This window comes from Streptomyces sp. NPDC050997 (assembly GCF_040660135.1).
Taxonomy (GTDB): Bacteria; Actinomycetota; Actinomycetes; order Streptomycetales; family Streptomycetaceae; genus Streptomyces.
Map to the genome: position 1 here is coordinate 46,253 of NZ_JBFAGK010000032.1, position 12,993 is coordinate 59,245.

Consider the following 12,993-nt stretch of genomic DNA (forward strand, 5'->3'; position numbering starts at 1 on the left):
AACCCTTGACGCGACGGTCGTCCCGCCCGGATTCTGTTGCGCATGGCGCTCGCTCGTGCGTCATGTGAAACATCATGTTACCGAAGCGTCCGGCACCCGGAAGGGGGCCGACAGTCCGGACCGACGCCGGTCCGGCACCTCTCGACTTGCTGGACCAGTGTCGCCCCAGCACGCCGTGACCTCAGGACCGATGCCGGTCCGAGTCTCTGTTCCCGCCTGGACCACACAGGTCCGGACCGCGTGTCCCGGACCGAGAGGGGGGCCCGTGATACCTGTCTGCCGCCTCGAAGACCTCCCCGAGGGCGAGTCCGTCCGCATCGAGACGACACCGCCCATCGCCCTGTTCCGCACCGACGACGGCGAGCTGTACGCCATCGACGACACCTGCACCCATCAGGACGCCTCACTTTCCGAGGGCTGGCTGGAGGGCTGTCTGGTCGAATGCCCGCTGCACGCGGCTTCATTCGATCTCCGTACGGGCCGACCGAACTGCCTGCCGGCCCGGCGGCCCGTGCGCACCCACCGCGTCACCATCGACGACGGCGTCGTCCACGTCCACCTCACCGCGGAGGAGGGGACCGCCGCATGAGCGCCGTGACCCACTGGCCCACGCCCCCTGGAAACGCCTCCTTCCGTACGACGGCCCCGTACACGCCGCCGAGCGACAGGGGCCGTACCGCATGAGGACCCTGACCATCGTCGGCGCCTCCCTCGCCGGCCTGTACGCGGCCCGGGAACTGCGCGCCCAGGGCTTCGACGGGCGACTGGTGATCGTCGGCGACGAACCACATCGCCCCTACGACCGGCCTCCCCTCTCCAAGGACTTCCTCACCGGCCGCGCCGACGAGGACCGACTCGTGCTCGCGGACGACGAGGAGACCACCGAACTCGACGCCGAGTGGCTCCTCGGCACCCGAGCCCGAGGCCTCGACGTCCGCGGCCGCACCGTCCTGCTCGACGACGGCCGCACCGTGTCCACCGACGGCGTCGTCATCGCCACCGGCGCCTCGGCCCGCCGCCTTCCGGGCGACAGCCTCGGCGGTGTCCACACGCTGCGCACCCTCGACGACGCCCGCGCACTGCGCGACGAACTCGCCGGCGGCCCGCGCCAGGTCGTCGTCATCGGTGGCGGTTTCATCGGTGCCGAAACCGCCTCCTCCTGCGCCGCCCTCGGCCACACCGTGACCGTCGTCGAGGCCGCCGCCCTCCCACTCGTGCCGCAACTCGGCGCCGAGATGGCCTTCGTATGCGCCGCGCTGCACCGACGCGGCGGAGTGGACCTGGTCACGGGCACCGGGGTGGCCGGACTGCGCGGCACCGTCTCCGTCACGGGCGTCGAACTCGCCGACGGTCGGACTGTGCCCGCCGACGTTGTGATCGTCGGCATCGGGACCACCCCCAACACGGGCTGGCTGGCGGGCTCGACACTCGCCCTCCACGACGGTGTGCTTTGCGACGACGGCTGCGCGACGGCGCTGCCGCAGGTGGTCGCCGTCGGCGACGTCGCCCGCGTCGGCGGCACCCGGGCCGAACACTGGACCTCCGCGACCGAGCAGCCCCGCGTCGCCGTGGCCAACCTGCTCGCCGGGCGCACGCTGGACACCGTGCGGTCGCTGCCCTACTTCTGGTCGGACCAGTACGGCGCGCGCATCCAGTTCGCCGGCCGTCGACAGGACGGCGACACCGTCCGCCTCACCGAGGGCGAACTGACCGACGGAGCACCGGCCGAAGGCGGTTTCCTGGCCCGGTACGAGCGGGACGGCCGCACGACCGCGGTGCTCTCCGTGGACCGCCCGCGCCCCTTCATGAGGGCGCGGCGCGAAATCGCACGGGAGGAGGGCCGGATGCGGTCGGCCGCACTCTGAGAACCACCGGGTCCGCCGGCGGGCCCGGTCGGCGCGCGGTCCCGGCATCGGCACTGGCACCCGGCAGACGGTTCATCGGGCGGCCGCCTCCTCCTCGCGCGGGTCCTACGGGTCCTACGGGTCCCTTGGGTCCTGCGGGTCTCCTACGGGTGCGCCACCTGCCCGGCACCCTCCCGCCGGCGTATCCGCTCCTGGGTCCGCTCGGTGGCCCGCGCCTGGCGTCGGGCCTTGCGCCGCTCCCGGCGCAGGGCGCGCGCGGTGCTGCTGGGTGTGGACACCACGCCGTTGCGCTGGTACCACACCTGCCGGGTCACCCAGACGTCGAGCGCGCCCCAGGTGGCCAGCACGGTGCTGGCCACAGCGCTCAGCACCATCGGGAACGCCGGCCAGGAACCCGCCATGGTGCACAGGAACGCCACCATCGCCTGGATCAGCGTCACCGCGATGATCAGTACCGCCCGGACCGCCGACGTCCGCACCGGATCGGGCAACCGGCGATGTCGCGCCGGCTCCTCGACCCACAACGGCTGGTAGTACGGCTGCTCCTCGGCCACGCCGCTCGCCCCGGACGGGGCTTCGGCGGCCGTAGCGGCCGCGCTCTCCCGCGCTGCCGAACCGCCCTCCGAGGCCGTTCTGACTCCGCGTCCGCCCCTGGTCCCGGGTCCGTCCGTCGGAATGTCGTGATCCGACGCCTCGGGTGCCTTTCGTGTCGTCGGATGCGTCACCACGTCATCCGCCCCGCCGTCCGACGGCGCCTCGTGCCGCTCCGCCGTGCCCATCAACATGTCACTCCCCACCGCCAGCAGACCACTTGCCCGTGTCCGAAGACCCGGTTCTCCAGTGGCTGCCCGGCTTGCGCTGCTTTACGCCGCCCGTTTGCGGGATGCGGCTCCTGTGGCCGATTCCGCCCCCAACTCCCATAGAGAAGGACGAACAACGTGCCTCCAAGATTCCCAAGGAACGTAAAAATCCAGCCAACTGGCCAGCCGACCCGCTCCGTCCGTCCCGGCGGTTGCCGGGCAAGGGCAGGAGGCAATCTCCCCCAATGAGCGGACAACTCCGCATGTCTCGCCGCTGGTGCGGAAGTTCAGACTCCGGACCGGTCTTCGAGTTAAGTGCGTGTCGGTAGTAGGCTCGCGCCGTTTGTTGACGCACATGTGTACCCCCTGTCGAAAGGGGGTCGAGCTGGGGGAGGCCATGCGCTTTCGCGGGAAATCGATCCGCCGGAAGATCGTGGCGCTGCTTCTCGTGCCGCTGGTGTCCCTGATGGCGATCTGGGGCTTCACCACGGTACTCACGGGCCGGGAAGTGGCCCAGCTGTTCCATGTCTCGTCCATCATCGAGAAGGTCGGCTACCCCACCGAGGACACCGTCCGTGTCCTGCAGCAGGAACGCCGCCAGACGCTCGTCTACCTCGCGGATCCCCGGGCGTCGGACGCGCTGTCCGCGCTCCGCACCACCCGGGACGCCACCGACGACGCCGTCACCAAGCTCCGCGCGAACGCGACGAACCCCGATCTCCGCGACGACCTGGACGCCGACGACGACGAACGCGTCACTGCCGTCCTGGACGCCTTCGACGGCATCGACTCGCTGCGGCGCAGCGTCGAGGACGGCACCGTGACCCGGTCCCAGGCCCTCGACCTCTACAACCGGCTCGTCGACCCCTGCTACGCCCTGCTGGCCTCGCTCGACGGCGTCGACAGCGTGGAGCTGGACAAGCAGGCCCGCGCCCTGGTGAACATCACCCGCGCCCGTGAACTGCTGTCCCGTGAGGACGCCCTGCTCGGTTCCGCCCTCGTGGTCGGGAAACTCTCCCGCGAGGAGATCCGGGACGTCTCCGACCTCGTCGCCCAGCGCAGCCTGCTGTACGACGTCAGCCTGCCGGTGCTGCCCCCGACGGAGCGCGAGCGCTACGAGACCTTCTGGAAGAACGCGAACTCCGCCCCTCTGCGGTCCGCCGAACAGTCGGTCATCTCCTCCGACCCCGGCACCGCTCGTGCCGTCAGCGCCAAGAGCTGGGACGCGGCCGCCGGCAGCGTGCTCGACGACCTCGCCACCCTCAACGATCAGGCGGGCGACCGATATCAGGACCGGGTCCGCCCGGACGCCATCGGTGTCATCGTCAAGGCGTCCGTCGCCGGTGTTCTCGGTCTGGTCGCCCTGCTCGCCTCGCTCCTGCTGTCCGTGCGCGTCGGCCGCACCCTCATCCGCGACCTGCGGCTGCTGCGCCTGGAGGCCCACGAGGCGTCCGGCGTACGGCTGCCCAGCGTGATGCGCCGCCTCTCCGCGGGCGAACAGGTGGACGTGGAGACCGAGGTCCCGCGACTGGAATACGACAAGAACGAGATGGGTGAGGTCGGCCAGGCCCTCAACACCCTGCAGCGTGCGGCTGTCGAAGCGGCCGTCAAGCAGGCCGAACTCCGGGCCGGCGTCTCCGAAGTCTTCGTGAACCTCGCCCGCCGCAGCCAGGTCCTGCTCCACAAGCAGCTCACCCTGCTCGACAGCATGGAACGCAGGACCGAGGACACCGACGAACTCGCCGACCTGTTCCGCCTCGACCACCTGACCACCCGGATGCGCCGACACGCCGAGGGCCTGGTGATCCTCTCCGGCGCCTCCCCCTCCCGGCAGTGGCGCAAGCCGGTGCAGCTCATGGACGTCGTCCGGGCCGCCGTGGCCGAGGTCGAGGACTACGAGCGCATCGAGGTCCGTCGGCTTCCCAGGGTCGCCGTCACCGGCCCGGCCGTGGCGGACCTCACGCACCTCGTCGCCGAACTCCTGGAGAACGCCACGGTGTTCTCCCCGCCGCACACCGCCGTTCAGGTCCTGGGCGAGCGTGTCGCCAACGGCTTCACCCTGGAGATTCACGACCGCGGCCTCGGCATGGCGGCCGACGCGCTCCTGGACGCCAACCTCCGGCTCGCCGAGACACCGGAATTCGAACTGTCCGACACCGACCGGCTGGGTCTGTTCGTGGTCAGCCGGCTCGCCCAGCGACAGAACGTCCGGGTCTCCCTGCAGCCGTCGCCGTACGGCGGTACGACAGCCGTCGTCTTCATCCCGGACACCCTGCTCACGGACGACGTCCCGGACACCAACGGCATCGGCTTCCGCCTCGACCGGCCCCAGCCGCCCAAGGCAGCCGAACGGGAAGAGGCCCGTCGCGCCCCGCTCTCCGCGGCGCCGGCGCAGATGCCGGGGTTGGCTCCCGCGGTTCTGGACGGCCCGGTCGAGTTGGAGGCCCCAGTCGACCTGGACGCTCTCGACGACTTCCCGGGTGCTCTCGACGACGAGGGAAGCGAACGCGGCGGGCTGTTCCGCCCACGCCGTTCCACCACTCGTACGGACGACACCACGGTGGGCCGCCAGGGTGGGGAACACGAGCAATCGCACGACGCTCCCGGCATCGGCGGTACGCGAGCGGCCGACACGAACGATGTGAACGCCCCGGTCCCACTGCCCCGTCGAGGGGCCCCCAAGCTGGTCAGCTCGCACGGGCGCCCGGTCACAGAGCAGCGGTCGCGCCGTGAGGAGGCCGACGCGGAGGCCCCGGTGGGCCCGAGCAGGTCGCGCTCGCAGGCGCCGCCGCTGCCCGCCCGCCGTCGCGGAGCAGGCCAGCAACACCGTGCGACCGGTGTCGCCGACCGCCTCGACGAACAGCGCACCGAGGCCTCGACATCTCCGGCGTCCTCGAGCCGTGAGCGCGGGGAGTCGCCCGAGGCGCCCGCGCTCCCCAAGCGCACCCGTCGCGCCGAGATCGCGTCGAGCGGCCCGAGCGGCCTGGGCGCACCGGGCGAGCCCTCCCGCGACCCCGGCGGCCGCTCGGCGACACGGGAACTCGGCTCCGGACCCGCCGGGCAAGGGTTCGGCTCCGGCCCGGCGAGAATCGGCTCCGGTTCCGCGAGGCGCGACGCGGCTCCCGCGGACCGGGACGCCCCGTCCGGCACGGCCCCCCTGCCTCGCCGCGTACGGCAGGCCAACCTGGCTCCGCAGCTGAGGAAGGGCCCCGAGCCGCGCAACGACGCCTCGTCCGGGCTCGACGAACGGGACGCCGACGAGGTACGCAGCCGCATGGGCTCGCTCCAGCGTGGCTGGCAGCGGGGCCGTGAGGAGAACGCCGCGGGTGACGACACCCAGAGCGGCACAGCACCACAACGAACGACAAAGGGGGACGGTCGATGACCGCACCGAAGCCGACCGGCCACACCGCGATCGAGAAGTCCGGCGAGCTCAATTGGCTTCTCGACGACCTGGTGGACCGCGTCGCGAGCATCCGCAAGGCCCTCGTGCTGTCCGGCGACGGGCTGCCGATCGGGCTCTCCGCCGACCTGACCCGCGAGGACAGCGAGCACCTGGCCGCCGTCGCCTCCGGGTTCCACAGCCTCGCCAAGGGCGTGGGCCGCCACTTCGAGGCGGGCAGCGTCCGCCAGACGGTCGTGGAACTTGACGACGCCTTCCTGTTCGTCACAGCCGCCGGCGACGGCAGCTGCCTGGCCGTGCTCTCGGACGCCGACTCGGACGTGGGTCTGGTCGCCTACGAGATGACGCTCCTGGTGAAGCGGGTCGGCGCACATCTGAGTGCCGCTCCGCGCACCGATCTGCCTCAGGGCGGGTAGTGGGATGACATGAGCGCAGACGGTCAGGGAAGCAGCCACTGGTTCGACGACGAGGCCGGACCGGTCGTCCGTCCGTACGCCATGACACGGGGCCGCACCACCAGTGCGGCCCAGCACCGCCTCGATGTCATCGCGGTGGTCGTCACGGAGAGCCAGGCGGACGACCCGGAAGGTGACCACACGCTCTCCCCGGAGCAGGTGGACATCGTCGACCTGTGCCGTGAGGCCCCGCAGTCGGTCGCCGAACTGTCCGCCGAACTCGATTTGCCCATCGGAGTGATACGGGTCCTCATAGGGGACCTGGTGGACGCGGAGTTCGTCCATGTGAACCGGCCCGTGCCCCCGGCGGAACTGCCGGACGAGAGCATCCTGCGCGATGTGATCAACGGACTCAGGGCGCTGTGACCTTGCTCCCCGTCCCGAAGGAGGCGGTTCTGTGGGCGCCGTGAGGCGCTCACGGAAGGCGGTCGGGGAGATCGTGTGCAGGGCGGAAGGCAGCTGGTCCGGGGCGGCCCCGCCGAGCGGAATGCGCCGGTCCGGACCAGGCGCCGAACCAGCCCTCCCGATATGATCTGACCGATCGTCGACGACCATCCGCGGCAGGCCGACCGGCAGCCCGCGGACATGGTCCCCACCAGCGCGATCGGGGAGACGGACGTGAGGACAGGCTGGCAGTTCTGGGTCGACCGGGGCGGCACCTTCACCGACATCGTCGCGCGACGCCCTGACGGTCGGCTGCTGACCCACAAGCTGCTGTCGGACAATCCGGCGCGGTACTCCGACGCGGCGGTCGCGGGAGTCCGCGCGCTGCTGGGCGACTCCCCGGACCCTGTCGAGGCCGTCCGTATGGGCACCACGGTCGCGACCAACGCCCTCCTGGAGCGCAAGGGCGAGCGGACTCTCCTGGTCATCACCCGCGGCTTCCGGGACGCCCTGCGCATCGCCTACCAGAACCGCCCGCACATCTTCGCCCGCCGTATCGAACTGCCCGAGCTGCTCCACGAACGGGTCGTCGAGGTCGACGAGCGCATCGTCGCCGACGGCACCGTCCTGCGCGCCCCCGATCTCGACGCCCTCACCGGTCCCCTCGAACGGGCGTACGCCGACGGGATCCGGGCCCTCGCCGTGGTCTGCATGCACAGCCACCTCCACCCCGCCCACGAACAGGCGATCGGGCAACTCGCCGCCCGTATCGGCTTCCCGCAGGTCTCGCTGTCCAGCGAGGTCAGCCCGCTGATGAAACTCGTCCCGCGCGGGGACACCGCCGTCGTCGACGCCTACCTGTCGCCGGTGCTGCGCCGCTACGTCCGCCGCGTGGCCGACGAACTCGAAGGCGTGCGGCTGATGTTCATGCAGTCCAACGGAGGGCTCACCGAGGCCGGGCAGTTCCGCGGCAAGGACGCCATCCTGTCCGGCCCCGCCGGCGGCATCGTCGGGATGGCACGCATGTCGCAGCTGGCCGGCTTCGACCGCGTCATCGGCTTCGACATGGGCGGCACCTCCACCGACGTCTCGCACTTCGCCGGCGAGTACGAACGTGTCTTCACCACACAGATCGCAGGGGTCCGGCTGCGCGCCCCCATGCTGGACATCCACACCGTCGCGGCCGGCGGCGGCTCGGTCCTGCATTTCGACGGCTCCCGCTACCGCGTAGGGCCGGACTCGGCGGGTGCGGTCCCGGGGCCCGCCTGCTACCGGGGCGGCGGCCCGCTCGCCGTCACCGACGCCAACGTCATGCTCGGCCGGATCCAGCCCGCACACTTCCCCAAGGTGTTCGGGCCCGACGGGGACCAGCCCCTCGACGACACGCTTGTCCGCGACCGCTTCGCCGCCCTCGCGCGCGAGATCCACGAGCGGGCCGGAGACGAGCGCACCCCCGAACAGGTCGCCGAGGGCTACCTGCAGATCGCCGTCGCCAACATCGCCAACGCCGTCAAGCGGATCTCCGTCCAGAAGGGCCACGACGTCACCCGCTACGCCCTCACCACCTTCGGTGGCGCGGGAGGCCAGCACGCCTGCTTGGTCGCCGACTCGCTCGGCATCCGAACCGTCCTCGTGCCGCCCATGGCCGGTGTCCTGTCCGCCCTCGGAATCGGCCTCGCCGACACCACGGCGATGCGCGAACAGTCCGTCGAGACCACCCTCGAGACCTCCTCGATGGCCGGAGTCCTCAAGACCGCCGACGACCTGGAGAGCGCCGCCCGGGCCGAACTCCTCGCCGAGGACGTCCCGCAGGAACGCGTCCAGGTCACCCGACGCGCCCAACTCCGCTACGACGGAACCGACACCACCCTCACCGTCGAGCTCACCGAGCCCGCCGCGATGCGGCACGCATTCGAAGAACGTCATCGCGCCACGTACTCCTTCACCCTCGACCGCCCGATCGTCGTCGAGGCCCTCTCCGTCGAAGCCACCGGCATCACCGAACCCCCCGATCTCTCCGCCCTGGCCACCCACCAGGACCGCGCCACCACCTCCGGCACCGTCCGCCTCCACACGGGCGGCACCTGGCGCGACGTGCCCCTCCATCGCCGCGAGGATCTGCCCCCCGGCGAAACCGTCACCGGTCCGGCGATCATCACCGAGGCCAGTGCGACGACCGTCGTCGACGACGGCTGGCGGGCCGCGACGACCGACGACGGGCATCTGGTCATGGAACGCGCGGCGATTACGCAGAGTTCCGAACTCGACACACAAGCCGACCCGGTTCTGCTTGAGGTCTTCAACAACCTCTTCATGTCCATCGCCGAACAGATGGGCGCTCGCCTGGAGTCCACCGCCCAGTCCGTCAACATCAAGGAACGCCTGGACTTCTCCTGCGCCCTCTTCGACCCCGACGGAAACCTGGTGGCCAACGCCCCGCACATCCCCGTCCACTTGGGCTCGATGGGCACGAGCGTCAAGGAGGTCATCCGGCGACGCGGCACACGGATGCGGCCGGGGGACACCTACGCGGTCAACGACCCGTACCACGGCGGCACCCACCTGCCCGATGTCACCGTGATCACCCCCGTGTTCGACTCCAGGAGCCCCAAGAACACGGAGAGTCACCGGATCCTCTTCTACGTCGCCTCCCGCGGCCATCACGCCGAGATCGGCGGTGTCGCCCCCGGCTCGATGCCGGCGAACAGCCGCACGATCGAGGAAGAAGGCGTCCTCTTCGACAACTGGCTGCTCGCCGAGAACGGGCGCTTCCGGGAGGCTGAGACCCTCAGCCTGCTCACCGAGGCGCCCTACCCCTCCCGCAACCCGACGACCAACCTCGCCGACCTGCGTGCCCAGATCGCCGCCAACCAGAAGGGTGTCGACGAAGTCGCCCGCATGATCGGGAACTTCGGCCTCGACGTCGTCCAGGCGTACATGAAGCACGTCCAGGACAACGCCGAGGAGGCCGTCCGACGGGTCATCGACGCACTTGACGACGGCGAGTACGCCTACGAGACCGACTCGGGCGCCGTCATCCACGTCTGCGTGCGCGTGGACCGCGAGAAACGCTCGGCGACCGTCGACTTCACGGGCACCTCGCCCCAACTGGGCACCAACTTCAACGCGCCCTACGCGGTGGTCAACGCGGCCGTCCTGTACGTCTTCCGCACCCTGGTCGCCGACGACATCCCACTCAACGACGGCTGTCTGCGCCCCGTCGACATCGTCGTACCGCCCGGCTCGCTGCTCGCGCCGCGACCACCGGCCGCGGTCGTCGCCGGCAACGTCGAGACCTCACAGGCCATCACCGGTGCCCTGTACGCGGCACTCGGCGTGCAGGCCGAGGGGTCCGGCACCATGAACAACGTCACCTTCGGCAACGACCGCCACCAGTACTACGAGACCGTCGCCTCCGGATCCGGCGCGGGCGACGGCTTCCGCGGCGCACCCGTCGTCCAGACCCATATGACCAACTCGCGACTCACCGACCCCGAGGTCCTGGAGTGGCGACTGCCCGTACAGGTCGACGAGTTCGCCGTCCGGTACGGCAGCGGCGGCGCCGGACGGTGGCCCGGCGGCGACGGAGCGGTGCGCCGGATCCGCTTCCACGAGCCGATGACCGTCTCGACGCTGTCCCAGCACCGCAGGGTGCCGCCGTACGGCATGGCGGGCGGCGAACCCGGAGCGCTGGGCGCCAACCGTGTGGAGCGCGCGGACGGCACGGTCACCGAACTCGGCGGCAGCGACGCGGCGGACGTCGGTCCCGGTGACGTACTCGTCATCGAAACCCCTGGCGGCGGAGGCTACGGCCCGTCGTCCCACCACCCCCATCAAGCAGGAGAAGAGATCGATGATCTTCGGGCGTTCTGAGCGCGGCAAGCCCCCGGTCGAGCCCGTCACGTTCAAGATCCTGGTGGCCGGAGGCTTCGGCGTGGGCAAGACCACCCTCGTCGGAGCGGTCAGCGAGATCAGGCCGTTGCGCACCGAGGAGTACCTCACCGAGGCCGGGCGCCCGGTCGACGACATCAGCGGCGTGGAAGGCAAACACACCACCACCGTGGCGATGGACTTCGGGCGCATCACGCTGCGCGAGGACCTGGTGCTGTACCTCTTCGGCACTCCCGGACAGGAGCGGTTCTGGTTCATGTGGGACGAGCTGTCGGAGGGCGCGCTCGGCGCTGTCGTGCTCGCCGACACCCGCCGTCTGGAGGACTGCTTCGCCGCGGTCGACTACTTCGAACGGCGTTCCATACCCTTCGTCGTCGGCGTCAACTGCTTCGAGGGATCCATCCGTTACCCGGAGGACGACGTACGCCAGGCTCTCGACCTAGACGACGACGTACCGGTGCTGCTGTGCGACGCCCGTGACCGGGAGTCCGTCAAGGAAGTCCTCATCGGTGTCGTCCGGCACGCGATGGCCTACACGGCGCGGCACCGCCAGACCGTCAAGACGTGAGGTGACCGCGGCCCGTACCCCCGCCGACCGGGGTACGGGCCGCGCTGTGTGTGGAAGCGCCGACAACGCGCCCCGACAAGGCGCCGTCAGCCGGTCCAGCCGGCGCTCAGTTGTCGCCGTCCTCCAGCCAACCGAAGCTCTTCTCCACGGCCTTGCGCCAGTTGTGGTACTCCCGGTCGCGCACCGAAGCCTCCATGGCCGGTGTCCACTCCACGTCCTTCTGCCAGTGCGTCTTGAGCTCGTCCAGGTCGTTCCACACACCGGTGGCGAGGCCGGCCGCGTACGCGGCGCCCAGGCAGGTCGTCTCGGAGACCTTGGGCCGGATCACCGGCACGTCGAGTACATCCGCCTGGTGCTGCATGAGCAGGTTGTTCTTCGTCATGCCGCCGTCCACCTTCAGGGTGGTGATCCGCACCCCGGAGTCCTGGAACATGGCGTCCACGACCTCCCGCGTCTGCCAGCTCGTCGCCTCCAGCACCGCGCGCGCGAGGTGTGCCTTCGTGACGTAGCGGGTGAGGCCGGTGACGACACCGCGCGCGTCGGAGCGCCAGTACGGCGCGAACAGACCGGAGAAGGCGGGCACGATGTACGCGCCGCCGTTGTCGTCGACGCTCGCGGCCAGGGGCTCGATCTCGTCGGCGGTGCGGATGATGCCCAGTTGGTCCCGGAACCACTGGACCAGCGCGCCCGTTATGGCAATTGACCCCTCCAGGCAGTACACGGGAGCCTCACTGCCGATCTTGTAGCCCATTGTCGTCAGCAGCCCGTTCTTCGACGCCACCGGCCGGTTTCCGGTGTTGAGCAGCAGAAAGCTGCCGGTGCCATACGTGTTTTTAGCCGTGCCCACGTCATAGCACGCCTGCCCGAACACCGCCGCCTGCTGGTCGCCCAGCGCGGAGGCGACCGGCACGCCCGCGAGTTGCCCGACCGCCGTGCCGTACACCTCGGCGGACGACCTGATCTCGGGCAGTACGGACTCGGGCACGTTCATCGCGGCCAGGATGGACTGGTCCCACTGGAGCGTCTCCAGGTTCATCAGCATGGTGCGTCCGGCGTTGGTCACGTCGGTGACGTGCCGTCCGCCGTCGGTGCCGCCGGTGAGGTTCCAGATGAGCCAGGAGTCGATCGTGCCGAAGGCGATCTCACCGTTCTCGGCCCGAGCGCGCAACCCCGGTACGTTGTCCAGCAGCCAGGCCGCCTTGGGCCCGGAGAAGTAGCTGGCCAGTGGCAGCCCGGTCTCTTCCCGGAACCGGTCCTGTCCGTCCGAGCCGCCCAGTTGGTTGCACAGCGCCGCGGTGCGCGTGTCCTGCCACACGATCGCGTTGTGTACGGGCTTGCCGGTGGCGCGGTCCCACAGGACCGTCGTCTCGCGCTGGTTGGTGATGCCGAGCGCGCTGAGCTGGTCGGCGCGCAGTCCGGCCTTGGCGATCGCGCCGGCGACCACCGCCTGGACCTTGGACCAGATCTCGGTGGCGTCGTGCTCCACCCACCCCGGCTTGGGGAAGATCTGGCGGTGCTCACGCTGGTCGACGGCGACGATCGCGCCGCTGTGGTCGAAGACGATGCAGCGGCTCGAGGTGGTGCCCTGGTCGATTGCGGCGACGTACTTCTCGGCGTTGTCCGTCAT

The 12,993-nt window shown here is 70.5% G+C and carries 9 protein-coding genes; 7 read left to right on the plus strand and 2 right to left on the minus strand.

Going from position 1 to position 12,993, the window contains the following annotated elements; all coding sequences use genetic code 11:
• Window positions 1-265: 265 nt before the first annotated feature.
• Both AB0H86_RS41155 and AB0H86_RS41160 read left to right on the plus strand, forming a co-directional pair.
• Window positions 266-589: a bifunctional 3-phenylpropionate/cinnamic acid dioxygenase ferredoxin subunit gene (locus AB0H86_RS41155; protein ID WP_362450900.1), complete on the plus strand. Its 324-nt coding sequence runs from the start codon at window positions 266-268 to the stop codon at window positions 587-589.
• Between the two features lie 91 nt (window positions 590-680).
• A complete protein-coding gene (locus AB0H86_RS41160) occupies window positions 681-1,865 on the plus strand; it encodes an FAD-dependent oxidoreductase (RefSeq protein WP_362450903.1) in 1,185 nt (394 codons plus the stop codon).
• A gap of 143 nt (window positions 1,866-2,008) precedes the next feature.
• Here AB0H86_RS41160 and AB0H86_RS41165 read toward each other — a convergent pair whose 3' ends face one another.
• Window positions 2,009-2,644: a hypothetical protein gene (locus tag AB0H86_RS41165; RefSeq protein WP_362450952.1), complete on the minus strand. Its 636-nt coding sequence runs from the start codon at window positions 2,642-2,644 to the stop codon at window positions 2,009-2,011.
• A gap of 418 nt (window positions 2,645-3,062) precedes the next feature.
• Between AB0H86_RS41165 and AB0H86_RS41170 the strand changes: the two genes are divergently transcribed.
• The 5 genes from AB0H86_RS41170 to AB0H86_RS41190 all read left to right on the plus strand — a co-directional run bounded on the left by AB0H86_RS41170 (window position 3,063) and on the right by AB0H86_RS41190 (window position 11,366).
• Complete coding sequence (locus AB0H86_RS41170; RefSeq protein ID WP_362450906.1) at window positions 3,063-6,050, plus strand: nitrate- and nitrite sensing domain-containing protein; 2,988 nt, start codon at window positions 3,063-3,065, stop codon at window positions 6,048-6,050.
• On the plus strand, window positions 6,047-6,484 hold the full coding sequence (locus AB0H86_RS41175) for a roadblock/LC7 domain-containing protein (protein ID WP_362450909.1): 438 nt from the start codon (window positions 6,047-6,049) through the stop codon (window positions 6,482-6,484). Before AB0H86_RS41170 ends, AB0H86_RS41175 begins: the two co-directional genes overlap by 4 nt.
• 9 nt (window positions 6,485-6,493) lie before the next feature.
• A complete protein-coding gene (locus tag AB0H86_RS41180) occupies window positions 6,494-6,889 on the plus strand; it encodes a DUF742 domain-containing protein (protein ID WP_362450912.1) in 396 nt (131 codons plus the stop codon).
• A gap of 219 nt (window positions 6,890-7,108) precedes the next feature.
• Complete coding sequence (locus AB0H86_RS41185; protein WP_362450915.1) at window positions 7,109-10,780, plus strand: hydantoinase B/oxoprolinase family protein; 3,672 nt, start codon at window positions 7,109-7,111, stop codon at window positions 10,778-10,780.
• A complete protein-coding gene (locus AB0H86_RS41190) occupies window positions 10,761-11,366 on the plus strand; it encodes an ATP/GTP-binding protein (protein WP_362450918.1) in 606 nt (201 codons plus the stop codon). Before AB0H86_RS41185 ends, AB0H86_RS41190 begins: the two co-directional genes overlap by 20 nt.
• A 106-nt stretch (window positions 11,367-11,472) precedes the next feature.
• On the opposite strand, the gene glpK is transcribed toward AB0H86_RS41190, so the two are convergent.
• Entirely contained in the window at window positions 11,473-12,993 is a 1,521-nt protein-coding gene (gene glpK / locus AB0H86_RS41195; RefSeq protein ID WP_362450921.1) for a glycerol kinase GlpK, read from the minus strand.